Genomic DNA, 25,148 nt, shown 5'->3' with positions numbered 1-25,148 from the left:
CTATTTTATACTATAGCATATTTTAATATGGGATATATTTAAATCGATCATATGTGGTCGGACACACCGGTCGAATGGTCATTCCTTTCCATAGAATATGTTTGGTGTTTCTGTGACAGATGTTAGTGTCTTTGAAGTCCCACCCGGATATATGACCTTAAGGGAATCAATATCTGTACTCAGATCCCGACCGTCGTGCAGATAATAGTTGCCACTTGATCTGGAAACATCCTTCAAAGTAATAATGGCAGTATCATAGCCGATCTCAATTACCTCTGCTTCTTCGTATTCTGAAAAAATGGTCTCAAAAGAAGATTCAAGGTGGCGTGTACCAAAGGCAAGTACATACATCCTCCCGAAGGTGTCCAGGTCATATGTGACCGTCACGTAGGCATCAGTGCCATCAAAGCGCATTACCATACTGTCAAAGTGCATAAAATCAGTGGCCTCATCGGATTCCTGTGCTAATGCTGTCAATGAGGCGGAGGACAGTATCATGAGCAATACAAGGAAAGAAAGCACTTTCATGGTAACATGATTGTATTAAAGGTAAATATTACTAACGCATTTTTTCCGAATGACAATCTCAAATGAAATGAATTATGTGTTCAAAGTGCTAAAAATTGAACAGATCACACTGAGAATATAACATTTTAACATTTTCCAATCGATACATTCATATTTAGTGTGTTCTATTTCAACCTGCTTTTAGCACTAATATATAAGTAAACAACAAAATCCCTAATTGGATTTGTATATGGTTACTATTATAAAATATCATATCGATCAAAATTAGATCTAAACAAAGAGGAGTATGATTATGGAGAGTTTAATTTACCTTGCCCCTCTGGCAGGTATCGTAAGCTTGGTGTTTGCTGCATTCTTTGCCTCCCGTGTCCTGAAGGAAGGAACCGGTTCAAAGGAGATGCAGGAGATCTCACTTGCGATCCAGGAGGGTGCTATGGCTTATCTGAACCGTCAGTATAAGACCGTAGCTGTAGTAGCAATTATTCTTGCTGCACTTATGTTCTTCCTTCTGGGAGATGACAGTGGCAAGATCGCAATCGGATTCATCGTTGGTGCAGCTGCATCCGCACTTGCCGGATATGTTGGAATGAACGTATCCGTCAGAGCTAATGTCAGAACAGCACACGCAGCTTCAAAAAGCTTGCAGGAAGCAATGTCTGTCGCATTCCGCGGTGGAGCTGTAACAGGACTTGCAGTAGTAGGTCTTGCATTGCTTGGTACCAGTGGTTTCTACATCCTTTTCGGCGATGTTGATCTTGTAGTCGGATTCGGTTTCGGTGCAAGTCTTATCAGCCTTTTCGCAAGGGTCGGTGGAGGTATCTTCACAAAGGCCGCTGACGTAGGTGCTGACCTTGTTGGTAAGGTCGAGGCTGGTATTCCTGAGGATGATCCTAGGAACGCCGGTGTCATTGCTGACAACGTGGGTGACAATGTTGGTGACTGTGCTGGAATGGGTGCAGATCTGTTCGAGACATATGTCGTTACTGTCCTCGCATCAATGCTTCTTGGATCACTTATCCTTGAAACATATCCAAACGCTATCCTTTACCCATTGATCCTTGGTTCAGTGGCTATCTTTGCTTCCATCATTTCCATCTTCTTCGTGAAAGTAGGCAACGATGGAAAGATCATGAAAGCGCTCTATAAGGGTGTTGCAGTATCAGCAATTCTTAGTCTGATCGCATTCTATTTCGTGACCGATTCCCTTATGGGCGACATAAGATTATACTACGCATCTATTGTGGGTATTATCATAATGGTATTGATGGTAATCTTTACAGAATACTACACTTCCACAAGCTTCCGTCCGGTCAAGACAATTGCCGGGGCATCCGAAACCGGTGCTGGTACAAATGTCATCTCCGGTCTTGCAATTGGATTCGAAAGTACTGCACTTCCACTTATCATCATCGTTGCTGGTATCCTTGCATCCTACTTCGTAGTAGGCGGTGCAACTGATCCTGCAATGGGTGTTTACGGTATTGCTATTGCAGCAGCAGCAATGTTGTCAACAACCGGTATGATCGTGGCTCTTGACTCATATGGTCCTATCACCGACAATGCTGGTGGTATCGCTGAAATGGCACATATGCCTGAAGACGTACGTAAGATCACTGATGCACTTGATGCAGTAGGAAACACCACAAAGGCAGTAACAAAGGGTTACGCAATTGGTTCCGCAGCACTCGGTGCACTGGCACTTTTCGCAGATTACAGACACAAGGTAAACCTCGAGGCAGGTTCACTCAGTCTTGACAACCCTGTGGTTCTTGTTGGTCTGCTCATCGGTGGACTGCTTCCATTCCTGTTCACTGCTGTCACAATGAGAGCAGTAGGAACTGCAGCATTCGCTATTGTTAACGAAGTTCGCCGCCAGTTCAGGGAGATCCCTGGTATCATGGAAGGCACCGCAAAGCCAGAATATGGTAAGTGTGTAGACATCGTTACCGCAGCAGCTATCCGTGAAATGGCAATTCCAGGTATCCTTGCTATCTTCGTTCCACTTTTAGTTGGATTCGTGCTTGGTCCGGAAGCCCTTGGTGGATTGCTTATCGGTATCATCGTTGCAGGTCTTCTCCTTGCTATGACCATGAACAATGGTGGAGGAGCATGGGATAACGCAAAGAAGCTTATCGAAGATGGAGCACACGGCGGAAAGGGTTCCGATGCTCACAAGGCAGCAGTTGTCGGTGACACCGTTGGTGACCCATTCAAGGACACATCAGGTCCTGCTCTTAACGCACTGATCAAGGTAGTTAACATGATAGCGATCCTGTTCTCTTCCCTGTTCATCGGACAAGGCCTGTTCTAAGTTTAAAAAACAGATCCGGTATTGACCGGATCAACTCTTTTCTTTTTTCGATATTTTTCTCTTAAGTTCTTCGAATCTCTTTCTCAGATACTATGCTTGTTTTCCCGACTTGTGGTGGGGAAAGACAGATGAGCTGTGATATCAAATGTCTATTTGTTAAGATCTGGCTGGTTCCTGTGCTTGCCTGATCTCTTAGTGATCACTAGGTCTGACTTTCCATGCCAAAGACAATGCCATTCGAAAGGTACACTTCCAGATATGAAAAGTGGTTCGAGGATAACGCTCCTGTCTACAACTCAGAGCTGAAGGCATTGAGAGCCAACATGCCATCCTTTTCAAGAGGTGTGGAGATCGGTGTTGGGAGTGGAAGGTTTGCATCACCGCTGGATATTCATCTGGGTCTGGACCCCTCGCCTAGCATGCTGGATATATCCCGGGAAAGAGGAATTGGTGTTGTTCGTGGTGTAGCTGAAAAGCTTCCTTTTACAGATTCCAGCTTTGACCTTGTACTGATGACCACAACCATCTGTTTCCTGGATGATATTGTATCCGCATTCAGGGAAGTGAATAGGATCCTGACGCCGGGTGGATCCTTTGTTATTGGGTTTATAGACAGAAACAGTCCTGTTGGCAGGTCATATCGGGGAAAAAGTTCCAGCAATGTTTTTTATGAACTTGCAACCTTCTATTCTGTGGAATAGGTCGTGTACCTTCTCAACGAATCCGGGTTTGATGACCCCGTCTGCACACAGACGATCTTCAGTGAACTGAAGGATATAGTGGAAATAGAGCCCGTGCTACTGGGACATGGACAGGGCTCCTTTGTGGTGATCAGTGCTGTGAAATCAAGTGATATGTAATGAACTGAGATACGATGAAATAAAGTGAAACGAAGCTTCAAGCATCGCACATTTCAAAGAATACACCTCTTTCTCCAAGTTCCTGCATTATCTCTTCGTAGAACACTCCCATACCTTCAACATTCTCATGTGTAAATTCATCGACACGACCGCAAGGTCCTCCTATTGTCGTGGTCTCTGCACCACATGACGGACTTTTTGGGACACCGAGCAACTTTATGGAATAGCCTTCCTGGTAGAACTGTTCGATCATGTCTGCGAAGGGCTTGAAAAGAGAGCGACAAAAGCGTTTGTAGTTAGGGGTCTCAAGCTGGTCTTTTGTGATCTCCCTTCTAGCAGTCCCAAGGTAGATCAGTTCAGGGCATGGTAGCTGGATCACGTTCCTGCTGCATATTTCCATCTTAGGCGGAGCTTTGATGCCCTTGAGGCGGGAATGCACATTTGCAAGGCAATGTCCGATGACCAGTATCTCTTTTCCATTCTTTTCTTCCATAGTAGTACCTCCTCACGTACCTATGCTAATATTCTTCACATCCTTCATAAAATGCCGGGTATTATTATCATATATTATCCTCGCCATTGTCAGGATTTAAGCAATATTTATATAGAGTCAGAAACGCTTTAAATCTATCTCGAGGAGATAAAAAACATGCATGAAGATCTGGGAAGAGTTCTCAACAAAGGATTTGGAACGTGGAAACGCAATTTAGGAATAGCTGTTCCTTTCATCTTTAACATGCTTCTAAGCATGCTTGTCTTTGTTATCGCTTTCATTATTCTTTCTTTTATTGTTCTGGCTCCTTCTGTTTCAGAGATCGCGGATCCGTCTTCACTTTCTCCGGAAGAGACAATGGAGATGATAATGCCTCTGTTAAATGATAGTATTGGCATAGTCATAGCATTTGGTATTCTTACAATGCTGGTGCTGGTATTTATGCAGGCATATTTCACCGCAGGTGCCGTAGGGATGGCAAAAGTAGCTTCAGAGACCGGTCACACAACTTTGTCCGATATGTTCCGATACGGAAATGACAATGTTATCAGCCTGTTTCTGGCAAAGATCATGGTATTCCTGATAAGCTTTGCAGGAGTTATTTTTATCGTGCCCGGAGCGCTCATTACGAATGATCTTGGTGCACTGATGTCCAATCCCGAGAACGCTGTTGTCCCGGGTGCAATGCTCCTTTTTGGTTTTCTCCTGTGGGTCATCTATGCCGTGATAATCGGCCTGATTCTAAGTCCCCTGGAGTTCTGTCTTGTAGTGGACAGGCTTGACCCGATGTCCGGTCTGAAAAGAGCCTATGGTTTCTTCATGGGGAACAAATTGGACGTCCTCTTGCTTTTCCTTGTGATGATCAGCATATCTGTCCTGAACAACCTGCTCAGTGAAGCGATGTCTGCCATAGAGGCTGTCGGGGCTGTCTGGGCATTTACCAGCTTCTTCCTTTCCATCGCTGTGATCCAGCCACTCATTACAGTTTGGTGGACCAGGCTTTACATGTCAAGGTCAGGAAAAGAGCTGTATGATATCAGCGAGCTGCTGGATTATCCTTAAAAGATAGCCTTCAATTGGCAAAGCCAGAGCTGCTCTGCTAAATTCCTAGTATAAAATTCGGGCTTATGGTTGATGCTGACAGATACCCGCAGGATCAGCTTCGCCCAAGCAACTTGCATGCCTGACAAAGGTCAGCCGTGCATGGCTCTCCGCATATTCTGCAATCCGTGAGCTCTGCCTGTGGGAATTCTTTCCCGAGTATTCCTACGACCTTGTCAAAGCCTCTGAGGATGGAATATTTCGTTCCCGGGTGCTTTACCTCGAACTCATTGATCATGTCCCTGACCTCTCCCCTGAGGGCCTCATGGGCATACGGGCATTCGCTCATGTCGAAAGGAAGCTCATTCACTATAGCGTAAAGTGCGACCTCTTTCTCAGGAACCTTGCGTAAAGGCTTTGCACGAAGCACAAGACCTTCCAGTGCCCTTGGCGGTGACAGGCGTATCATCCTCTCCACATCGCCTCCCAGATGGTTCATCATGACGGTCTGTGCCTCATCGTCCAGGTTGTGCCCGGTGGCAAGTTTCGTAGCCCCTATCTCATTTGCGATCTTGTTCATCAGGGATTTCCTCAGCACACCGCAGTAACTGCATGCTCCAAGCTCTCTCTCCTGTGCGGTCAGCTCGTCCAGCGTCTTGCCGTATTCGTCCTTAAAAGAGCGTACAATGTGCCTGACACCAAGCTCGGAAGTGAGTTCCCTTGCTTTTCTAAGTGTATCTTCCCTGTAGCCTTCAATGCCCTCGTCAATGGTGATCGCAACAAGCTCCACATCCCGCCTTTTGCTGAATATCTTGTGGAGTACGTGTAACAGGACAACACTGTCCTTGCCTCCGCTAAGTGCGACAGCAATGATGTCTCCCTTCTCGACATTGTATTGTTTCCTGATGGTCAGCTTGATCTTGCGTTCCACATCTTCAATGAAATGTTTTTTGCAAAGGTGCATGCCTGAGTACTTCTGGAAAATAATGGCATCCCTATTACATTTCATACATTTTATGGGCATTTGAATTAGCTCCTTTCCTTCTCAAAAGGAACGATGGTATTAGAACTTTGGGGTTTTGACAGGTGGGTAGTGAATGTTCTTTCTAGTTATCTTCTATCTTGTGCTGTATCTATGAAATTCCTAACTGTCCTTGTTACTACATCAAAACGTTAATTTACACATAAAGTAATCTTACTCCGATGGATAGCATACTGTCACTAAGCAATGTTTCTAAAAGCTACGGGAACTTTCCCGTCCTCAAAGGCATTGATCTGGACATAAAAAAAGGGGAATTCCTTGCCATACTCGGTCCCAATGGGGCAGGCAAGACGACCCTTGTCAAGATCATGTCCACTCTGTCCTCTCCTTCGGAAGGGTCAGTTGAGATCAACGGACATGACGTTGCAGATGACACGACTTCAGTAAGAAGCATGATTGGGGTAATCTCTCATGAAACACATCTCTACAACGACCTTACAGCAGAGGAGAACTTGCGTTTCTTCGGGAAGATGTATGGAATTGGTGCAGGTGAGCTGGAAGGTCGTATCGATGAACTTCTGGAGCAGGTAGAACTTACCGGCAGGGCTGATGACAGGGTTTCCACCTTTTCCAGAGGAATGAAACAGCGTCTTTCAATTGCAAGGTCACTGATACATGAACCGCAGCTCCTGTTCCTGGATGAGCCATATACAGGGCTTGACCAGCATGCAAGCCTGACCTTTGAGAAGGTGCTTCAGGAGCTTGATCCTCAGGACAATACAAGGGTGATGGTAACCCATGATATTACGAACACGTTCAAGATGTGCAGTCGTGTCTTGATACTGGATGGTGGAAAGGTCGTCTTCGACAGTCTCATGTCTGACATAAGTTCAGCAGAAGAGCTAAAAGAGATCTACTTATCTAAGGTCAGCAATCACATTTCAGTATGATCGGGAGTTTTCAATGATACGAATCCTTGATATCGCAGCAAAGGACCTTAAAGAGGAATTCCGCACAAAGCAGATGCTCAATTCCATGGTGATCTTCTCGCTGCTCGTTATCGTCATCTTCAGTATATCCTTCGGATCTATCCTTGGCTCTTCGGAGAACGTGGCAATGGTCGCTCCGGGAGTTCTCTGGATAGCATTCATATTTGCAGGCTCTATCGGCCTCTCCCGCTCCTTTGTAGCAGAACTGGAGAACGGTTGCCTTGAAGGGCTGAAGCTCTGTCCTGTGAGCCGATCCGTGATCTACACAGGAAAGGCCGTTGCGAACATAGTCCTGATGTTGATAGTGGAACTCATCACGATACCGCTGTTCGTCATCCTGTTCAATTACAGCATTGGTGGCCTGCTATTGCTTGCTCTTGTGATCGCTCTTGGGACAATTGGTTTTGTCTGTGTGGGCACACTTCTCTCAGCATTGACCGTGAACACCCGCACCCGCGAGATACTGCTTCCGGTGCTGCTTCTGCCGTTGGTCCTTCCAGTGCTGATACCTGCTGTGATGGCAACGGGAAGTGCACTTTCAGGTGCATCCTTTTGGGATATTTCACAGGAGTTGAGATTGCTTGTCGTTTATGATGTTGTGTTCTTCCTTGTGGCACAGCTGGTCTTCGAATATGTTATACAGGATTGAGGTTACAGGATCGAAGGACAGTATTGTTTCTCGCTCGATCAACTCCCTGGGGACCAATGGTTAAGAGATTAATACTTATATACCGGTGAGTTAGTACTACCTACATCATTCAATCTTATTATCGGAGTTTTCAAATGTCGGATAGGAGCTTTACAGGTAAGGTCTTGCCACTGGTGGCTGCTGCAACAATGCTGCTGGCAATCGGCATGATATTCTTTTACCTTCCGGAGATGAAAGGCGAATCAGGTGAAGTTCTGGACAGCAGTTTCAGGATATTCTATTTCCACATGCCCATTGCAATAACATCCTATCTTGCATTTACAGCGGTCTTCGTATCAAGCATCCTCTATCTTAAAAGCAGTGAATACAAATGGGACATTGTTTCACGCTCGGCCGCCGAGGTGGGTGTGATCTTCGCATTCCTTGTCCTGGTCACAGGCTCTATCTGGGCAAAGGCAACCTGGGGATGGTACTGGATATGGGAACCACGCCTGACCACGTCCCTCGCACTTTTCCTTGTCTACGTAGCTTACCTGTTGTTACGTCAGGCAGTTGATGTCCAGGATAAACGTGCACGTCTTGCATCGGTTTTCGGCATTCTGGGTTTTGTCTCGGTACCACTGAGCTTCCTGTCCATCCGCCTGTGGCGCTCAGCACACCCGCTGATGTTCGGTGAAGCTTCCTATGGCTCCGGTGGTGGGCTGGAAGGCACATCTTTGCAGTTAACGCTGATCGTGAACATTATCGCATTCATACTTGTCTTCGCAGCTATCACTTCATACAAGATCGGCAATGAAAAGCTCGAGGAAGAGGCAAATACATTGAGATCAACCCTCAGATGATAGCTTCTTTTCCTTCTTCATTTTCATTTTCTGTCCATACCTTTCTTTTCATCTAGCAAAAAATATAAACGAATAGTTGCCGATTAGGTAGCATGCTCTTTGAACCAATTTCCATAGCAGATCTGACCTTGAAGAACCGCTTTGTACGTTCAGCAACCAACGAGTGGCTTGCAGAGGAAGATGGCACCCCTACTGATGCCATTGGTGACATGTATGAGGAACTTGCACGCAATGATGTGGGTTTGATCATCACCGGCTATTCTTATGTGAACGTGCAGGGAAAGAGCAATGATAAGCAGCAGGGCATCTACGATGACAGGTTCATCGAACCATACAGGAAGATCACATCAAGGGTTCATAAGTATGATAGCAAGATCGTGGCGCAGATCGTGCACGGTGGCCGACAGTCCATGGTACAGGAAGGCATTCCTCTTCTTGCACCTTCAGCTGTGGAGGACACTGCATCAGGGAAAATACCTGTGGAAATGACGGAGGAAGACATCCTCAACACAATCGAGGATTTTGTTGAGGCTGCAAGGCGTGCAAAGGAGGCAGGGTTTGATGGTGTGCAGATACATTGTGCTCATGGTTTCCTTCTAAGCAGTTTCATATCCCCATATACGAACCATAGGACAGACAAATGGGGTGGTTCTGTTGAGAATCGTGCAAGGATCATCACAGAGATCACAAGGCTCATCCGCGAGAGAGTTGGCGAGGATTTCCCTATCATGGTGAAAATGAACGCTACGGATGGGTTTGACATTACTTCAGGTAAATTCGGACTTGATGCTCCTGAATGTGTGGAGATCGCAAGTGTTCTTGAGAAGGCCGGGATATGTGCTATCGAGGTCAGTGGCGGTATATTTGAAGCAGGGGATGTGATGTCCCAGCCTAACATCGATTCCGAGGAAAAGGAAGCATACTTCAAACGTTACTCGAAGATGATTAGGGATACCGTAAACATCCCGGTCATACTGGTGGGGGGTATCAGGTCGAAGAAGGTCATGGAATCTTTGTTGAACGTATATGCGGACATGCTCTCATTCAGCAGGCCTTTCATAAGTGAGCCTGACCTTGTGGTAAAGCTCAGGGATGGCATATCTGACAGGGCGAGGTGTGTTTCCTGTAACAGATGTTTTGATCACAATGGAATCCGCTGTAGTTATGATTTCGGCGATTCCGCTTAATTCTTTTTTAGATCTCTGGTCGTATCTTTTTATAGTTTCTTTTCATTCATTAGTTCATGAGGCTGGATGCATATCTTGTTGAAATGGGTAATTTCAAGTCCCGTGGGCGTTCCAAACAGGCTATTAAGGGCGGTCATGTGAAGATAGACGGTAGTGTTGTAACAAAACCTTCAAAGGATGTTTCCATAGATGATAATATCGAGGTTGATGAAGGTCTCGATATGCCAAAAGGTTATTTCAAGTTAAAGAGGATCCAGGAAGAAACAGGGCTCATCAGTGAAGGCGATAGCATCATTGACCTTGGTTCAAGTGCAGGCGGTTTCATCACGTTCGCATCAGAGATTGCCGATAAGATCAATGGTCTGGAATTCAGCCGTGATTTCAGGTCAGAGCTCGGTCAGATTGCTCATGAGAACGAGAATGTTTCCATCATTTTCGATGATGTATTTAGTGTTCCTCTTGCGGAACTTTCAGAGGAGCCTGTGGATGTGATCCTAAGTGACATGACACTGGAGCCAATGGATTCACTGGCAGCTCTTGAGCGGGTCCTTCCTCTGCTAAAGGCAGGCGGAAAGCTCCTTCAGGTCATAAAGACATCAAAGAGAATTGACAGGGAACCGGTTCTTGCCAGATTTGAAGAGCTTGGGGTCGAGATCTTGCACGTTCTGGAATCTCATAAGCAGGAGATCTATGTGATCGGCCGGAAGACCGTTGTCAACGAAACCATGGAATAAATTTATTTTCAGGAAATATCGGCAATGCTTTTGAAGATCTATGGAAAGGGGCGGCCTTTCAGACTCTTTGTCGGAGGCCTGCATGGTCGGGAATGGCGCGATACTTCATCTATCCTGTTGAACCTTGAGCGCCCCTTTTCAGGTACTCTGGCAGTGATGCCTGTGGTCAACAGGGGCAAGTACATCTCAACGCTTGATAGTGGTTATTACCATGGTATAGGGGAAGCTATCGTTGATGTTGTTGAGAAGTATAAACCTGATATCTATGTGGAGCTCCATTCCTATTCAAAGGGCAATTTCTGTAAACTGGTCTCAAAGGAAAGGGTTAACAATGTGGGAGTTCCGGGTTTCAGCAGCCTCGAAAAAGGTGTGCTTATGGGATCGGTTTCCCCTCACATTCGAAGGGAATATTTTCCTGTCGAGGCACTTTGCCTGACATTTGAGATCGAGAAAGACAACAACCAGTCCGGTGAATTTGCATCAGGGATGCTTGATGTTGTGAAGGACTGTGATTCAAGGGATGAGTTCATCGAATATATGATGGTAAATTATCCCAAAGTAGCAAAAAAAGCAATTGAAGATTACAAAAAGTTCTATGGGTTGTAAGGTTTCCCTTACAACTCATTTTATATTAAATTACAATCCGAGTGCATCGTAGTTGTGGATGTTGTGCTCAGGATTGACGTCCATCATCTCTCTTCTCTGTGATTTGAGCATGTCGTCAACACGGAGTACCATGTTAGCAACTTCTGATGCTGATTTGATGGCCTGTTTCTTTACCCTGAGTGGATCGACGATGCCCTTCTCAAGTGCGTCACTGATCTCACCTGTGTAAACATCGAGACCTGCGTTCTTGATCTCACCGTGCTTTGCACGGAGTGAAAGGATCGTGTCAATACCGTCCATTCCTGCGTTTACTGCAATTTCCTTTGGTATTGATTCAATTGCTTCTGCAAATGCTGAGATAGCAAGCTGTTCACGACCGCCGATGGTAGCTGCAAAGGCACGAAGTCCCTGTGCGACCTCGATCTCTGATGCACCGCCTCCAGGTACGATCTTTTCATCCTCGATACCGTTCTTGATGACCTGTAATGCGTCGTCAATTGTACGCTCGAGGTTATCGGTCACGTGCTCGGTAGAACCTCTGAGCAGAATGGTTACGGTCTTTGATCCCTGACAGTCCCTGAAGTAGGTCTTACCAAGGTCGAATGCTCCGATCTGCTCAATGAGACCTGCATATCCAAGGTCCTTTTCAGAGATGTCATTGATGTTCTTGACGATGTGTGCACCTGTAGCTCTTGAAATGCTCTTCACATTGTCATCATTGATACGCCTGATTGCAAAGATGCCTTTCTTCTGGAAGTAGTCAGCTGCATTCTGGTCAATGTTCTTTGTTCCCACTACGACATTGGCGCCGGTATCGATTATCTTGTCGAGGAGCTTGTGGAAATCTTCCTCTTCCTTCTTCAGGAAATCGGTCAGCTGGTCTGCAGAACTGATCTGGAATGTTGACTTGTTCTTTGTTTTCTGTACCATTATATCTGCAGATATAAGGGCTATCTTAGCGTTTTCCACAACTTCAGGCATTGCGGAATGAAGACGTGCCTTGTTGATCACGAGACCTTCAAGAAGCTCAGTTTCAGTGATGCTCTGGCCAGGGTCCTGTGTGATCAGGATGCTGTCGTTCACATTTATCTTACCGTCAACTTCGACCTCAAGGGCTGCATCGACGCATAGTCCGGCAATCAGGTCCCCGTAAGCTTCAGCGCCTTTGCCTGCAATTGCGGTCTTTGCGATCTTAAGCAGAACTTCCTTGTTCTCTTTTGTGACATCTATTGCGTAGTTGTCAAGCAGTTCTGAAGCTTTGTCTGCTGCCTGGAGGAAACCTTTGATTATAATAGTTGGGTGAATTCCGGAATCGATAAGTTCTTCTGCCTTCTCAAGAAGTGAACCTGCAAGAACAGCTGCACTGGTGGTACCATCACCGGCAATATCTTCCTGTGTCCTTGCGATCTCCACGATCATCTTTGCAGTAGGGTTCTCGATATCCATTCCCCTTAGGATCATTGCACCATCGTTGGTGAGCACGATATCTCCCACCGCGTTCACAAGCATCTTGTCCATTCCTTTTGGACCAAGTGTTGTTTTTACGATATTTGCAATTGCCTTTGCTGCAGCGATATTCGCGTAGAGGGCCTGCTTGCCCTTTGTATGTTCTTTCCTTGGATCTGTTATCATTGCTGGCTGACCTGCCATTGGATCTGAACCTCCTGATGATCTGATATATGAATTGGTCTAATGTTTTTACTAAAATTGATTGAAACTAACTGTGTATGGTTCTATAAAAACGTTTCGAATGGTCCTACTGTGTTTATATTGCCTGCTCAAAAAGTTTAACATAAAAGCTGGTTTTAAGCGTATTTATGCTTGATTTTGTAGGACTCGGACTTTACGATGAAAAGGACATATCGTTAAAAGGACTTGAAAAGATCCGCAATGCGGACAAGGTCTATGTGGAATTCTACACTTCCATATTAATGGGAACTGACCTTGAAAAGATGGAAGAGCTCTACCAGAAGAAGATCACGGTCCTTTCAAGGGAGGATGTAGAACAGCATGCTGAGGACTGGATCGCTGATGCAAAGGACATGAATGTTGTGTTCCTGACAGGCGGTGACACCATGGTATCCACAACTCATGTTGACCTCCGTCTTCGAGCACTTGCCATGGGAATCGAGACAACCCTTGTTCATGGTGCATCCATAGCATCCGCAATATGTGGCCTGTCCGGCCTGCAGAACTACCGCTTCGGAAAAGCAGCAACCGTTCCTCATCCTTATGTGACCAGCCGTGGTACAAGGGTGATATCCGAAACACCTTATGATACTATTAAAATGAACAGGGATAACGGGCTCCACACGGCTGTGTTCCTTGATATTGACAAGGATAAGGGCTACATGACTGTAAATGAAGCTCTTTCTATCCTGCTTGAGGTTGAGGGAAAGCGCGGTGAAGGTATAATGAATGACCGTATTGCAGTGGGTGTGGCCCGTGCCGGATCGCCATCACCTGTGGTAAAAGCTGATTATGCCGAAGAACTGAAAGACTTCGATTTTGGTGTACCGCTGCATATACTTATAATTCCTGCGGACCTTCATTTTGTGGAGGCGGAAGCTCTCGTGAAACTTGCAGGTGGGCCTGAAAAAATACTTGAAGATGTGGAATGATCACGTTCTTTGAACGATCATTTTACTTTTTACATTTATTTTACTCATCATCCTTCATTTCTTTCCACACATCTTTCTACTTCTTTTCACATTTTTTCTCTTCAACAACGGCAACCTTGCAAATCACAACCTTGTAAAGCACAATAGATATAAGGCTGTAGTCCCTTTTTTTGGTGAGAGGATATGATGCGCGGCTCAGTAGGTATAATTTCAGGTGAGACCGGATCGTTTGGTTTTAAGTTCTTGATTTCTGATAGTACGGTTGTACATAGAGGGGAATATGTAAAGGCATGGCATGAGAAGGACGGATGGGTCCTTTGCCAGGTGCTTTCGATCAAAAGGTTCAGTGATAAGGTAAGTACAAAACATTCCTTCGATGAAGCCAAGAAGGTCTTTGAAGAATCCAAAAAGAGTGGAAAGGACAGGAAAAGTTCCGATCGTATAGTTGCAGATGCTACGGTCATAGGCAGTCGTGATCCTTCCGGCCTCCTGAGGGCTCCCAAGACACCTTTTAGCCCCGGAGATGATGTTTATAAAGCAGACAACGATCTGATAAGTTCTGCCCTGGGTCTGTCCGGTAATGAGATGTATATTGGCCTGCTTGATGGCACTGACATCCCGGTTCACCTTAGTGTGAACAGTCTTGTGCAGAAACATTGCAGTATCCTTGCAAAGACCGGAAGCGGAAAGTCCTATACAGCAGCGGTTCTGCTGGAAGAGCTTCTCGACCGGAAGGTTCCTCTTCTTATTCTCGATCCTCATAGTGAGTACGCTTCCATGAAGGAAGCTGCAGCAAAAACAGATGATCTCAAGAAGTTCGGTGTATCTCCAAAAGGGTATGGTTCCAATATCACAATATATACTCCTGCCAACAAGGCAGTGAATCCCAATGCGGATGAACTTTTCAGGCTTAACGGAAACAACCTGAGTGCAAAAGACCTGACCGCGATCTTCCCGGACAACCTTACCAGCACTCATACAGGTATACTCTATGAGGCTATACAGAAGCTCCGGGCCGAGATGGAAACCTATACTCTTGATGACATTATCTTTGAAGTTGGTAATAACGAGAGCAAAGCCCGCTGGAATGTCATGAGCGTTCTGGAAGACATACGTGATTCCGATCTTCTGTCCTCATCATCCACATCCCTTGAAGAGCTCATGCAGAAGGGCAAGGCAGCGGTAATAGACTTCAAGGGAGTGTCTCCGGATTTCCAGAGTATGATCGTGGCACAGCTTTGCGGTGCACTTTTCGAGGCCCGCAAGATGAATGCCATACCTCCTGGTATGCTGGTTGTGGAAGAAGCTCATAACTTTGCTCCGGAGCGTGGTTTCAGCAAGACTGCGAGTTCCGAGGTGTTGCGTACAATTGCGTCGGAAGGACGTAAGTTCGGTCTTGGTATGATGGTAATATCCCAGCGTCCGGCAAGGATCGACAAGAATGTGCTTTCCCAGTGCGGTACACAGGTGATCATGAAGGTGACAAACCCCAATGACCTGAAATCCATCAGTAAAGGACTTGAAGGTGTGAACTCTTTTGTTGAAGATGAGCTGATGCGCCTGCCTCCCGGTGTTGCCATGCTTGTGAGCAACGATATCGAGAGGCCTGTGCTTGTGGATATCAGGGTGAGGAAATCAAAGCATGGCGGCGAGTCTGTAAATGTGCTTAAGAGTGCACAGACAGCATCTCCTGCTCCTGCAAAAAGAGCTTCAAAGCCTGTCAGCCAGCCACCAAAGAGGTTCGATCCTGTAAAAGCAGAGGCTGAAGCGCCCGATGGAGCTGGAAGTCCGCCACCCAGGAGGCAGCCCAGCAGACAGGTGAACAGGCAGCCCAATTCTGGTGGTGGAGGCCTTTTCAAGAAGATCTTCGGTTCGGAGAAATGACCTTTCCAACGGATGGGTTTATAAATGATTTATATGTAGATGGTGTAAATGTGGCAGCAGATCTGAACGAAAAGGTCGAAAGATACGAACGTCTGTTAAGAGAAGCACTCGCAAAGGCGGATCTAGGTCCCATTAAGGGATCACACATGCTTGCAGTGGCTGAGGACTATAAGAACATGGCACGTTCCTATTATGAGGACGGTATGCATTTCATAAAGTCCGAGGATCCGGTAAATGCGCTCATCTGTTTCAGTTATGGTCATGCCTGGCTGGATGCAGGTGCACGCCTGGGTGTCTTTGATGTTGACGATGATGTGCTGTTCACAATATGATCGTATTCAAGAAGCGTAGATTAATAGAAGAAATGAAGGTCTGAGATAAGATATCTGGAGAGAATGAAACGATGACAAATTTTCATGTTACACTTGAAGCTGCCTGGTTGGTAAGAGACGTACAAACTGCAGATGATGCTATTGGAGTTGCTATTGCAGAAGCTGGAAAAAGACTGAACCCTCAACTCGATTATGTAGAGGTCGATGTGGGAACGACATTCTGCCCTGCATGCAATGAACCTTTTGGTAGCGTTTTTATTGCTGCTAATACTGCAATCGTCGGCCTTGTCCTTGAGATGAAGGTATTTGATGCAGAGAGTTCAGAGCATGCATCAAGGATCGCAAAATCCGTTATTGGCAGGGCATTACGCGATGTGCCACTTAATGTGGTGGATGTTGAAGAGTTCGAGTAAGGTGTCAGAATGTCTGATGTGATATCTGTAGTAGGTCACGCTGCAATAGACTTCCTGTTCGATGTGGAGGGAATTGCAGGACAGAACGAGTCATATCCGATAGTTGATTATCAGAAGTTCTTTGGAGGCGGGGCTGCGAACATCGTTGCAGCTATCTCTATCCTTGGCGGAAACTCCCAGCTGATCTCTGCAGTAGGGGATGATTTTGCAACATCGGGTTATGAAGAGCATCTTGATGGGCTGGGTGTTGATCTCTCCCTGCTTTTCAGGCTCGAGGGTGAGAAGGGAACTGCTGCATATGTTTATACGGATCCTTTCCACAATCAGTCAACTTACTTCTACTGGGGAGCATCCGCAAAGCTGAAGGAACTGGACCCTCCGGAAGTTGACTTTGTCCACCTTGCAACATCTGAGCCGAACTTCAATGCCAGGATTGCACAGAAGGCAAAGTTCGTATCTTTTGATCCCGGACAGGATCTTATAACGTACACAAGAGAGAATCTTGAAATTATCCTTGAGAACACCGATGTCCTTTTCACCAACAAGCACGAGATCAAGCGCGTCTGCGACATGACCGAGAGCACTTTTGAGGACATCAAGGAAAAGATAGACATTGTGGTCGTAACCTATGATGCCGAAGGCAGTAAGATATTCTCTGAAGGTGCTGAATACGAGATCCCGGTGGTTCCGGTAAAGGCAGTTGACCCAACCGGTGCAGGAGATGCATATCGTGCAGGTTTCCTTGTATCATATGTACGTGGATATCCGCTGGATGTCTGTGGAAAGGCAGGAGCTACGGTCGCATCATTTGCTGTTGAGTCAGTTGGTTGCCAGACAGATCTTCCTACATGGGATGATATGGTTGCCAGGTATGAAAGTAAGTTCGGCGCTTTCCCGTCTCTTGATTAGTAATGTCTTTTCGTGGGAAGCTGAATATTCTATATATCAATAATATGGATGGAAGGACGGCTTCTGGCTGTCTTCCTTACTCCATACTTAAAGTTAAAACTTCAAATTAAAATCTTAATTTTTATTTTAATCTCAAGGCTTCAATTTCAAATTTAGAAGTTTACTAATTGTTGATCAGTTTAGTCCTTTATTTTTGATCTTTTGTTCCGATAGTGACGCCACTCTGATGCACTTTGTTCTCTTCTTCATCTGTAATCATCATTTCTAGTTCATATACAGAAGATGTTTCCCTTGAAATCTCTATAACGATGGGCTCATCCAAAGTGACATTCTCGTATAACTTGCTGTTAGCACTTTCAATGGTATTGCCATCTTCTTTAATCTCATATGTGGCGTAGTAATCTGCTGAGTATTCCGGATCACGCAATATGAATGTGAAAATAAGTTTGTCCTCATATCCATAAGTTTCCGGAACAAAGACGTCGTTTTCCAGTTGTTCTCCCCATATACCTGCTGTCTGTTCTGCACTTTCCTTATTTGTTGTATAATTCAGTACAGATGAATAATTTACAACAACCAGTACTGCAATGATCGATGCAATGACAAGTGCTACCTTTAGAGAGTTTCTCACAGAAATAACTCCTCAACTTTCTTCTGTAGACTACTGTGTTATCATCATTTAATACTTTTTTGGAAACTCTTTATGATTTGCAAGCTCATCTCAATGAAAAATATGTGTCTAGATCAATTATTGTAATAATTTGATCTTATGGTGGTCCTGGTGACCAAACAAAAAAGAGTTGTCAATATCGTGCACTTCCACACGATATTGATGTTGAATAATATGTTTACTGCTTGTTCTCTATAACAGCGTGTGCTGCTGCAAGTCTTGCAATTGGCACACGGAATGGTGAACAGCTGACATAGTTGAGTCCGACGTTGTGTCCAAACTTAACTGATTTTGGCTCTCCACCATGCTCACCGCAGATACCTATCTTGATGTCAGGTCGTGTGGCACGTCCTTTCTCGATACCGATCTTTACAAGCTGGCCCACACCTTCCTGGTCAAGCACTGCAAATGGATCGTCCTCGAGTATGCCACTTTCTAAGTAGAATGGTAAGAACTTACCTGCATCGTCCCTGCTGAAACCGAAGGTTGTCTGGGTCAGGTCGTTAGTACCGAAGGAGAAGAACTCAGCTTCCTTTGCGATCTGGTCTGCTGTGAGTGCTGCTCTTGGGAGTTCGATCATTGTTCCGACCATGTAGTCAAGTTTGATACCTTCCTTTTCCATGGCAGTTTCCACAGCTTTTATCACATGCTTCTTGACGAATTCAAGCTCATCAATTGTGCTGATCAATGGGATCATGATCTCTGGTACGATGGTCATGCCTTCCTTTGTTAGTACGCATGCAGCTTCAATAATAGCCTGTGCCTGCATCTCGTAGATCTCTGGGTATGTGATTCCCAGACGGCATCCTCTGTGACCAAGCATAGGGTTCATTTCCTTGAGGAACTCGATACGTTCTATGACCTTCTTCACCCTGTCGATCTCGGTCTGTGGAGCGTCGTTGGAGTTAAGTTCAGTAAGCCTTTCAACTGCTTCCTCATGGTTTGGCAGGAATTCGTGGAGTGGTGGATCAAGCAACCTGATGGTCACAGGGTAACCTTCCATTGCTCTGAAGATTCCGATAAAGTCCTCTCTCTGCATTGGGAGGAGTTTTTCGAGAGCTGCTTTCCTGACATCGACTTCTTCTGCCATGATCATCTCACGGACTGCAGGGATCCTGTCCTCTCCAAAGAACATGTGCTCTGTTCTGCAGAGTCCAATTCCTTCTGCACCGAAGTCACGTGCGACCTGGGCGTCGTGAGGTGTGTCTGCATTGGTCCTGACCTTCATGGTTCTTACCTCGTCGGCCCATGAGAGTATCTGCTCAAGTTCACCGGTAACACCGGGGAGTGTAAGCTCAACCTCTCCGAGAATAACATCTCCTGTGGAACCGTCAATGGAGATCATATCACCTTCATTGATGGTGTGGTTTCCTATTGTGAAGATCTTCTCTTTAATATCAATTACAATTTCACCGCAGCCTGCAACACATGGCTTGCCCATGCCTCTTGCAACGACAGCTGCATGTGAGGTCATTCCTCCACGTACTGTGAGGATACCTTCTGAAGCATTCATACCGCCGATGTCCTCTGGTGAGGTCTCAGCACGTACAAGGATTGTCTTCTCGCCGTTCTTTGCTTTCTCTTCAGCATGTTCTGCTGTGAATACTACTTCACCGACAGCAGCTCCCGGGGATGCAGGGAGACCGCTTGCAATTACGTCCGGTGTTGCGTTCGGATCGATGTTTGGATGGAGGAGTCTGTCGACCTGTGCAGGTTCAACTCTTGTAAGAGCTGTTTCCTTATCGATCAGTCCTTCTGCTACCATGTCAGTAGCAATCTTGATGGCTGCAGCAGCAGTTCTCTTACCGGTTCTTGTCTGCAGCATGAAAAGCTTGCCTTTTTCGATGGTGAACTCGATGTCCTGCATGTCCCTGAAGTGGTCCTCCAGTTTCATGTAGATGTCCACGAGCTGGTCGTAGACTTCAGGCATGTTGTTCTTCAGGGTCTCAATTGGCTGAGGTGTCCTGATTCCTGCAACTACATCTTCGCCCTGTGCATTGATGAGGTATTCTCCGAAGAATCTCTTCTCACCTGTTGCAGGGTCTCTTGTAAATGCTACTCCTGTTCCGGAGGATTCTCCCATGTTACCATAGACCATGCTCTGTACGTTCACAGCAGTTCCCCATTTGCCGGGAATGCCATTCAGTCGTCTGTATGTGATAGCGCGCTGGTTGTTCCATGAGCCGAATACTGCATCGATGGCCATCTGGAGCTGTTCCCTTGCTTCCTGCGGGAAGTCCTTTCCGGTCTCTTCCTTGATGATGCCTTTGAATTTCTCAACAAGGTCCTTCAGGTCATCTACGTCAAGGTCAGTATCCTGTTTGACGCCTTTTTCCTTCTTTTTAGCAGTAAGTGTGGATTCGAACTTCTCATGTTCGATACCAAGCACAACATCTGCGAACATTGTGAGGAATCTTCTGTAGCTGTCGTAAGCAAACCTGTCGTTGCCGGTCTTTTTGGCGAGGCCTACTACTGAGTTATCGTTAAGTCCCAGGTTAAGCACTGTGTCCATCATACCTGGCATGGACACGCGGGCACCTGAACGTACGGAAACAAGTAATGGGTTGTTAAGATCTCCAAATAACTTTCCCGTGGTGTTTTCCAGTTCCTTTATAGCGTTATCGATCTGCTCTTCAAGACCTGAAGGATATTTGTCATCCTTAAGATAAAGAGTACAGACCTCGGTCGTGATCGTAAATCCGACCGGAACCGGTATTCCCAGATTTGACATTTCTGCGAGGTTGGCTCCTTTACCCCCAAGCAGGTCTTTCATACTGTTTTTGCCTTCAGTTTCGTTGTTTCCGAAAAGATACACAAATTTATTATCTGCCACTAAGTTCTCCTCCCACGGGAAGATATTTTGATTATGGGTTAGGCTAGCGTTATTATGTATTTAATGATGTCGATATCTGGCTGTAATCAGCTACAATATCCGTTGTCTTCCGGATAGTTTGTTATTGGACATATCCAGACGATATTGCCGTTTATTGTGTGATTGGTATTAAGTGTTATCGTTGTTTTTTATAGATTTGTTGTAATGTCCCAAAATCCGGTTATTTTTTCATAAAATGTGCCGAAGTTTTTATATAATATATTCGAACTTTGTCAATTATAATAAGTTTACTTCTAAAATTTGCGGCATTTATTGGTAAGGATAATTGTCAGAAAACTATTAATGTCCATGTGAGGCTTTGTCATGCCTTATCCTGACACGATCCATTCGGATCATGTGAATATGTGTCAGTTGGTTGCATTTTTAGTTATCTGTATGATTATCTTTTTGTAATGGTATTATTTGGATTATTAAAGAGATTGCGATAACTTTATATACAAGGTATGCTATGGTATATATATCACCAATTTGATTTATATATTGATGGCAAGAGACGTATGAAAAGGCTTGGGACGGTAGTGCAGGTAGTAGCACAACAGGGTTTGCTTGTTAGAGGGGACAACATTAAACCAGATACATCTTTGAGGGATCTTCCTCGTATAAACTCGGTGGTTGTTGACAAATCCGTCAAGCGAATTGGAAAGGTGAATGGTGTGATCGGTCCTGTAAAGTCTCCTTATATTACTATTAAGGTCTTTGGAGACGTTTCTGGTCCTGAACTGAAGAAATACCTCAATGAGAAGGTATACGTCAAATAAGTCCATTTATTTTATTTATATAACATATATAGGTTGCATTTATATTAAATGGATCGACAGTTAGCAATTTTGGTAAAATCGAGGCAATGATAATATGGTGGAAGTTGAAAGAGTAAGATATTCTGATACTTCAGAGAGAGAGAAAATACGTGCAATGATCAAGGCACGTAAAGAGAAGGAAAAGACCGCTGAAGTCGAGAACAAGGTTATTGAGTGTCCGGAGTGTGGAAGCCGTAATCTTGAACAGGACTATGAGCGTGCCGAACTGGTATGTGCAGATTGTGGTCTTGTAGTAGATGCTGAATTCGTTGATGAAGGTCCGGAATGGCGTGCTTTTGACCATGACCAGCGTATGAAACGTTCTCGTGTTGGTGCACCAATGACATACACCATACACGACAAAGGTCTGTCTACCATGATCGACTGGAGGAACCGTGATTCCTATGGTAAGTCAATCTCCTCCAAGAATCGTGCCCAGTTATACAGGTTGAGAAAGTGGCAGCGTCGTATACGCGTAAGCAATGCTACTGAAAGGAACCTTGCATTCGCTTTATCAGAACTTGACCGTATGGCATCTGCATTAGGTCTTCCACGTACCGTACGTGAGACCGCTGCAGTGGTCTACAGGAAAGCAGTTGACAAGAACCTCATCCGTGGAAGGAGTATTGAAGGTGTGGCAGCAGCAGCACTTTATGCAGCATGTCGCCAGTGCAGTGTTCCAAGGACCCTGGATGAGATCGGAGAAGTTTCAAGGGTAAGCAGGAAAGAGATCGGAAGAACATACCGTTTCATTTCCCGTGAGCTTGCACTCAAGCTTATGCCAACATCCCCAATTGACTACGTCCCAAGGTTCTGCTCAGGCCTGAACCTCAAGGGAGAGGTACAGTCCAGAGGTGTTGAGATCCTCCGTCAGGCATCTGAAAAGGAACTCACAAGTGGCCGTGGACCAACCGGTGTGGCAGCAGCTGCGATCTATATTGCATCCATTCTCTGCGGTGAGCGCAGGACACAGCGTGAGGTCGCTGATGTTGCAGGTGTGACCGAGGTCACCATCCGTAACAGGTACAAAGAGCTCGCTGAAGAACTGGACATAGAGATCATTCTCTGATCTGGTATCAAGAACAACAATACAAACAAGAACTGCAAAGGCAAATCCTGTCTTTGCGTTCCATAAATTTTTAAATTCTTATTTTTCTGATCGACATAATCGATCACATTATATAGTAACGTAATTTTCTAGTGACCATGTTAGAACTGTTCGAGATGTTGTTCATTGGTTTCATAGTAGGCCTCACCGGTGCTCTTGTACCTGGCCCCATGTTATTCGTGACCATTGACGGCACACTGAAGAAAGGCTGGACAGCAGGACCCGAAGTGTTCCTGGGCCATGCTATCATCGAAACCGCCGTGCTTGTGCTGATACTTTTAGGTATGAACACACTTGTGGGCGAACGCGAGATGTCCTTCATCTCGGTAGCCGGCGGTATAGTCCTGATCATTTTCGGGATCATGACGATACGAGGGGCAAAAGCTTCAGCCGAAGAACTTCACGGACAGGACAAAGTAATCTCCAATTCACTGATCGCAGGCATAGTTACCTCTGCTTCAAATCCATATTTCTGGCTCTGGTGGCTGGCAGCCGGAAGTGCCCTTGTACTTGAGAGCATGAAACTTGGAATGGTCGCAGTGGCATTCTTCATAGTCGGACACTGGCTTGCAGATCTTGGCTGGTTCACTGCCGTATCGCTATCCTTCAGCCGTGGCAGGGGAATGTTCTCCCCGAAGACCTACAGGCATATTCTTGTATCATGCGGACTATTCCTGATATTATTCGGCGGATGGTTTGCGATCGGATGATCCGGGCAGGCCGATATGCTGACATATCAATACGCCGATATGTCGATATGCGCTATTTCAGGAGAGATGAGTTTGAAGCAGCCCTGTATTGCTATTCCTAAAAAGAAAGGTGAACCTGCCAGAAAGTTCCTTATGGAACTTGATATCCTTGACAAGTCCCTGAAGATATTCAGTGAAGGCGATGAGCTTTATCTTCCTCTTGAAAGGGAGTTGACACCAGATGAGCTCGATGAGCTTCCTGAAGAAGCAAGGCAGGTGGATCATGATTTTGAATCTCATGAAAAGATCCTCAAGCTCGAGGACATCCTTGGTTTCACTCCTGGCTACGAGATCGTAGGTGATATTGCACTGATAGAAGCCGACGAGGTCGAAGCAGAAAAGATCGCATATGCACTCCTGAAGGTGCACAAGAATGTGCAGACCGTGCTTGGTGCAGTGTCAGCAGTAGAGGGTGAGTTCCGAACCCGCAGATTCAAGGTGCTTGCAGGGGAAGAGAGGACGGAAACGGTTCACAAGGATCATGGTTTTAAATACAAAGTGGACCTCGAACGTGCATATTTCACACCACGCCTTTCCACAGAGAGACAGAGAATTGTTTCACAGGTAGGGGAAGATGATGTTGTCCTTGACATGTTCGCAGGCGTGGGTCCGTACAGTATCCCTATTGCCAGGAAATGTAAAAGGGTCATTGCCATGGACAAGAATCCCGATGCTATCCATTTCCTGAAAGAAAATGTGAAGCTCAATTCTATCGAGAACATCGAGTTAATCGAAGGGGATGCGAACGAGATTGCCCGCAACTTCGAGGGCATTGCAGATCATGTTATCATGAATCTCCCCCACAGTGCCGATGCATTCCTTGACGCTGCTATCTATGTGACAGCTCCGAAGGGTATCATTCACTACTATGGAATGACCCATGAAGATGACCTGTATGAGAGTTCTATAGGTCTGATAGAAGCAGCAGCAAAGAGGGCTAATCGTACAATTGAAGTGGTGGAATGCAGGACGGTTCGCTCGTATGCACCGCATCAGTATAATGTCTGTATCGAGGTCCGGATAAAATGAATCTGGGCGAAACGATTAAATTCTAAAATCCTTATTAGGTGTAAGTTCAATGTGCCGTCGTGGCTTAGTGGTATAGCGGCTGATTCGTAATCAGCAGGCCGGGGGTTCGAATCCCCCCGACGGCTATGAAGTACGGGGATATAGGTAAAGTGGGAAAAGGCAACTCCCGAAATTACTTTAACTATTCGTATTGGTAAGGGCCTAGCTCTATCGAATTTATTTGGATAAGTTGTGGGATGGTAACTCCCTAAACTTCTCGGTAATTATCTCTATATCCAAAATATCATTCATAAGCCCTGTTTTTTTTTATTGTTATGGAGGTGAAGATATTTTGTATGGGCTAGAGAACATTTCTCCAAACCCCTCCAAAAAAAAAATAAAGGAGGAAAAAATTTAGATCCATATTTTATAGTAAATTTCAGTCACAGAGAATTATCGACCTCCTTATTTTGAAAATAAAAAAAAAAAGGACCTGGAGAATTTAGCCCAAGTCCATATTATTGAATTTACTTTGCAATACA

Annotated in this window: 25 protein-coding genes and 1 tRNA gene; 20 read left to right on the top strand and 6 right to left on the bottom strand. The window is 45.4% G+C overall.

The features are described from left to right. Positions 1-78: 78 nt before the first annotated feature. Positions 79-528, bottom strand: a complete 450-nt coding sequence (locus tag WOA13_RS05550) for a hypothetical protein (RefSeq protein ID WP_342126962.1) — start codon at positions 526-528, stop codon at positions 79-81. A gap of 292 nt (positions 529-820) precedes the next feature. Here WOA13_RS05550 and WOA13_RS05545 point away from each other — a divergent pair, with 292 nt between their 5' ends. From WOA13_RS05545 to WOA13_RS05535, 3 genes are all read left to right on the top strand, one after another. Further along, complete coding sequence (locus tag WOA13_RS05545; protein ID WP_342126961.1) at positions 821-2,839, top strand: sodium-translocating pyrophosphatase; 2,019 nt, start codon at positions 821-823, stop codon at positions 2,837-2,839. Between the two features lie 218 nt (positions 2,840-3,057). Beyond that, positions 3,058-3,540: a class I SAM-dependent methyltransferase gene (locus WOA13_RS05540; protein ID WP_342126960.1), complete on the top strand. Its 483-nt coding sequence runs from the start codon at positions 3,058-3,060 to the stop codon at positions 3,538-3,540. 3 nt (positions 3,541-3,543) lie between these two features. Further along, positions 3,544-3,699: a hypothetical protein gene (locus WOA13_RS05535; protein ID WP_342126959.1), complete on the top strand. Its 156-nt coding sequence runs from the start codon at positions 3,544-3,546 to the stop codon at positions 3,697-3,699. 37 nt (positions 3,700-3,736) lie between these two features. Here the strand turns inward: WOA13_RS05535 and WOA13_RS05530 are convergent, their stop codons facing one another. Further along, the gene (locus WOA13_RS05530; RefSeq protein WP_342126958.1) at positions 3,737-4,192 is read right to left on the bottom strand and encodes a hypothetical protein; all 456 of its coding nucleotides are present in this window, start codon (positions 4,190-4,192) and stop codon (positions 3,737-3,739) included. A 156-nt stretch (positions 4,193-4,348) separates the two neighbouring features. Between WOA13_RS05530 and WOA13_RS05525 the strand changes: the two genes are divergently transcribed. Further along, the gene (locus WOA13_RS05525) at positions 4,349-5,254 is read left to right on the top strand and encodes a DUF7847 domain-containing protein (RefSeq protein ID WP_342126957.1); all 906 of its coding nucleotides are present in this window, start codon (positions 4,349-4,351) and stop codon (positions 5,252-5,254) included. 94 nt (positions 5,255-5,348) lie between these two features. Here WOA13_RS05525 and WOA13_RS05520 read toward each other — a convergent pair whose 3' ends face one another. Further along, positions 5,349-6,257 carry a TIGR00269 family protein gene (locus WOA13_RS05520; RefSeq protein ID WP_342126956.1) on the bottom strand — a complete coding sequence of 303 codons (909 nt, stop codon included), beginning with the start codon at positions 6,255-6,257 and terminating at the stop codon, positions 5,349-5,351. A gap of 179 nt (positions 6,258-6,436) precedes the next feature. Between WOA13_RS05520 and WOA13_RS05515 the strand changes: the two genes are divergently transcribed. The 6 genes from WOA13_RS05515 to WOA13_RS05490 all read left to right on the top strand — a co-directional run bounded on the left by WOA13_RS05515 (position 6,437) and on the right by WOA13_RS05490 (position 11,222). Then, positions 6,437-7,165 (top strand): ABC transporter ATP-binding protein, encoded by a 729-nt coding sequence (locus WOA13_RS05515; protein WP_342126955.1) that lies wholly within the window; start codon positions 6,437-6,439, stop codon positions 7,163-7,165. Positions 7,166-7,178: 13 nt separating this feature from the next. Beyond that, positions 7,179-7,853 (top strand): heme exporter protein CcmB, encoded by a 675-nt coding sequence (locus tag WOA13_RS05510; RefSeq protein ID WP_342126954.1) that lies wholly within the window; start codon positions 7,179-7,181, stop codon positions 7,851-7,853. Between the two features lie 134 nt (positions 7,854-7,987). After that, positions 7,988-8,695 (top strand): cytochrome c biogenesis protein, encoded by a 708-nt coding sequence (locus WOA13_RS05505; RefSeq protein WP_342126953.1) that lies wholly within the window; start codon positions 7,988-7,990, stop codon positions 8,693-8,695. Between the two features lie 92 nt (positions 8,696-8,787). Further along, positions 8,788-9,882 (top strand): NADH:flavin oxidoreductase, encoded by a 1,095-nt coding sequence (locus WOA13_RS05500; protein WP_342126952.1) that lies wholly within the window; start codon positions 8,788-8,790, stop codon positions 9,880-9,882. A gap of 56 nt (positions 9,883-9,938) precedes the next feature. Further along, a complete protein-coding gene (locus WOA13_RS05495) occupies positions 9,939-10,616 on the top strand; it encodes a S4 domain-containing protein (protein ID WP_342126951.1) in 678 nt (225 codons plus the stop codon). Positions 10,617-10,640: 24 nt separating this feature from the next. Then, entirely contained in the window at positions 10,641-11,222 is a 582-nt protein-coding gene (locus WOA13_RS05490) for a DUF2119 domain-containing protein (RefSeq protein WP_342126950.1), read from the top strand. Between the two features lie 30 nt (positions 11,223-11,252). On the opposite strand, the gene thsA is transcribed toward WOA13_RS05490, so the two are convergent. Then, the gene (gene thsA, locus WOA13_RS05485) at positions 11,253-12,872 is read right to left on the bottom strand and encodes a thermosome subunit alpha (RefSeq protein ID WP_342126949.1); all 1,620 of its coding nucleotides are present in this window, start codon (positions 12,870-12,872) and stop codon (positions 11,253-11,255) included. A 167-nt stretch (positions 12,873-13,039) separates the two neighbouring features. Between thsA and dph5 the strand changes: the two genes are divergently transcribed. The 5 genes from dph5 to WOA13_RS05460 all read left to right on the top strand — a co-directional run bounded on the left by dph5 (position 13,040) and on the right by WOA13_RS05460 (position 17,381). Then, the gene (dph5, locus tag WOA13_RS05480) at positions 13,040-13,843 is read left to right on the top strand and encodes a diphthine synthase (protein ID WP_342126948.1); all 804 of its coding nucleotides are present in this window, start codon (positions 13,040-13,042) and stop codon (positions 13,841-13,843) included. A gap of 183 nt (positions 13,844-14,026) precedes the next feature. Beyond that, complete coding sequence (locus WOA13_RS05475) at positions 14,027-15,727, top strand: ATP-binding protein (RefSeq protein WP_342126947.1); 1,701 nt, start codon at positions 14,027-14,029, stop codon at positions 15,725-15,727. A 50-nt stretch (positions 15,728-15,777) separates the two neighbouring features. Continuing rightward, positions 15,778-16,059, top strand: a complete 282-nt coding sequence (locus tag WOA13_RS05470; protein WP_342126946.1) for a DUF357 domain-containing protein — start codon at positions 15,778-15,780, stop codon at positions 16,057-16,059. A 71-nt stretch (positions 16,060-16,130) separates the two neighbouring features. Next, a complete protein-coding gene (locus WOA13_RS05465) occupies positions 16,131-16,472 on the top strand; it encodes a DUF555 domain-containing protein (protein WP_342126945.1) in 342 nt (113 codons plus the stop codon). Positions 16,473-16,481: 9 nt separating this feature from the next. Continuing rightward, a complete protein-coding gene (locus WOA13_RS05460; RefSeq protein ID WP_342126944.1) occupies positions 16,482-17,381 on the top strand; it encodes a carbohydrate kinase family protein in 900 nt (299 codons plus the stop codon). A gap of 187 nt (positions 17,382-17,568) precedes the next feature. On the opposite strand, the gene WOA13_RS05455 is transcribed toward WOA13_RS05460, so the two are convergent. After that, positions 17,569-18,012, bottom strand: a complete 444-nt coding sequence (locus tag WOA13_RS05455) for a hypothetical protein (protein WP_342126943.1) — start codon at positions 18,010-18,012, stop codon at positions 17,569-17,571. A gap of 217 nt (positions 18,013-18,229) precedes the next feature. After that, entirely contained in the window at positions 18,230-20,884 is a 2,655-nt protein-coding gene (gene ppdK, locus WOA13_RS05450) for a pyruvate, phosphate dikinase (protein ID WP_342126942.1), read from the bottom strand. Between the two features lie 557 nt (positions 20,885-21,441). Here ppdK and WOA13_RS05445 point away from each other — a divergent pair. The 5 genes from WOA13_RS05445 to WOA13_RS05425 all read left to right on the top strand — a co-directional run bounded on the left by WOA13_RS05445 (position 21,442) and on the right by WOA13_RS05425 (position 24,752). Beyond that, positions 21,442-21,702 carry an H/ACA ribonucleoprotein complex subunit GAR1 gene (locus WOA13_RS05445; protein ID WP_048205602.1) on the top strand — a complete coding sequence of 87 codons (261 nt, stop codon included), beginning with the start codon at positions 21,442-21,444 and terminating at the stop codon, positions 21,700-21,702. Positions 21,703-21,796: 94 nt separating this feature from the next. After that, the gene (locus WOA13_RS05440; RefSeq protein WP_048194848.1) at positions 21,797-22,810 is read left to right on the top strand and encodes a transcription initiation factor IIB; all 1,014 of its coding nucleotides are present in this window, start codon (positions 21,797-21,799) and stop codon (positions 22,808-22,810) included. A gap of 137 nt (positions 22,811-22,947) precedes the next feature. Beyond that, positions 22,948-23,559: a LysE family transporter gene (locus WOA13_RS05435; protein WP_342126941.1), complete on the top strand. Its 612-nt coding sequence runs from the start codon at positions 22,948-22,950 to the stop codon at positions 23,557-23,559. Between the two features lie 72 nt (positions 23,560-23,631). Next, on the top strand, positions 23,632-24,627 hold the full coding sequence (locus WOA13_RS05430; protein ID WP_342126940.1) for a class I SAM-dependent methyltransferase: 996 nt from the start codon (positions 23,632-23,634) through the stop codon (positions 24,625-24,627). A 53-nt stretch (positions 24,628-24,680) separates the two neighbouring features. After that, a tRNA-Thr gene (locus WOA13_RS05425) sits at positions 24,681-24,752 on the top strand. Positions 24,753-25,148: the final 396 nt, after the last annotated feature.

Source organism: Methanococcoides sp. LMO-2 (genome assembly GCF_038432375.1).
GTDB lineage: Archaea > Halobacteriota > Methanosarcinia > Methanosarcinales > Methanosarcinaceae > Methanococcoides > Methanococcoides cohabitans.
This window is presented reverse-complemented; position numbering and strand designations above follow the sequence as displayed.

What these genes read in the sequence shown, in the direction of transcription:
- WOA13_RS05550 (WP_342126962.1), bottom strand. Translation starts at nt 528, where the DNA reads ATGAAAGTGCTTTCTTTCCTTGTATTGCTCATGATACTGTCCTCCGCC.
- WOA13_RS05545 (WP_342126961.1), top strand. Translation starts at nt 821, where the DNA reads ATGGAGAGTTTAATTTACCTTGCCCCTCTGGCAGGTATCGTAAGCTTG.
- WOA13_RS05540 (WP_342126960.1), top strand. Translation starts at nt 3,058, where the DNA reads ATGCCAAAGACAATGCCATTCGAAAGGTACACTTCCAGATATGAAAAG.
- WOA13_RS05530 (WP_342126958.1), bottom strand. Translation starts at nt 4,192, where the DNA reads ATGGAAGAAAAGAATGGAAAAGAGATACTGGTCATCGGACATTGCCTT.
- WOA13_RS05525 (WP_342126957.1), top strand. Translation starts at nt 4,349, where the DNA reads ATGCATGAAGATCTGGGAAGAGTTCTCAACAAAGGATTTGGAACGTGG.
- WOA13_RS05520 (WP_342126956.1), bottom strand. Translation starts at nt 6,257, where the DNA reads ATGCCCATAAAATGTATGAAATGTAATAGGGATGCCATTATTTTCCAG.
- WOA13_RS05515 (WP_342126955.1), top strand. Translation starts at nt 6,437, where the DNA reads ATGGATAGCATACTGTCACTAAGCAATGTTTCTAAAAGCTACGGGAAC.
- WOA13_RS05510 (WP_342126954.1), top strand. Translation starts at nt 7,179, where the DNA reads ATGATACGAATCCTTGATATCGCAGCAAAGGACCTTAAAGAGGAATTC.
- WOA13_RS05505 (WP_342126953.1), top strand. Translation starts at nt 7,988, where the DNA reads ATGTCGGATAGGAGCTTTACAGGTAAGGTCTTGCCACTGGTGGCTGCT.
- WOA13_RS05500 (WP_342126952.1), top strand. Translation starts at nt 8,788, where the DNA reads ATGCTCTTTGAACCAATTTCCATAGCAGATCTGACCTTGAAGAACCGC.
- WOA13_RS05495 (WP_342126951.1), top strand. Translation starts at nt 9,939, where the DNA reads ATGAGGCTGGATGCATATCTTGTTGAAATGGGTAATTTCAAGTCCCGT.
- WOA13_RS05490 (WP_342126950.1), top strand. Translation starts at nt 10,641, where the DNA reads ATGCTTTTGAAGATCTATGGAAAGGGGCGGCCTTTCAGACTCTTTGTC.
- thsA (WP_342126949.1), bottom strand. Translation starts at nt 12,872, where the DNA reads ATGGCAGGTCAGCCAGCAATGATAACAGATCCAAGGAAAGAACATACA.
- dph5 (WP_342126948.1), top strand. Translation starts at nt 13,040, where the DNA reads ATGCTTGATTTTGTAGGACTCGGACTTTACGATGAAAAGGACATATCG.
- WOA13_RS05475 (WP_342126947.1), top strand. Translation starts at nt 14,027, where the DNA reads ATGATGCGCGGCTCAGTAGGTATAATTTCAGGTGAGACCGGATCGTTT.
- WOA13_RS05465 (WP_342126945.1), top strand. Translation starts at nt 16,131, where the DNA reads ATGACAAATTTTCATGTTACACTTGAAGCTGCCTGGTTGGTAAGAGAC.
- WOA13_RS05460 (WP_342126944.1), top strand. Translation starts at nt 16,482, where the DNA reads ATGTCTGATGTGATATCTGTAGTAGGTCACGCTGCAATAGACTTCCTG.
- WOA13_RS05445 (WP_048205602.1), top strand. Translation starts at nt 21,442, where the DNA reads ATGAAAAGGCTTGGGACGGTAGTGCAGGTAGTAGCACAACAGGGTTTG.
- WOA13_RS05440 (WP_048194848.1), top strand. Translation starts at nt 21,797, where the DNA reads ATGGTGGAAGTTGAAAGAGTAAGATATTCTGATACTTCAGAGAGAGAG.
- WOA13_RS05435 (WP_342126941.1), top strand. Translation starts at nt 22,948, where the DNA reads ATGTTAGAACTGTTCGAGATGTTGTTCATTGGTTTCATAGTAGGCCTC.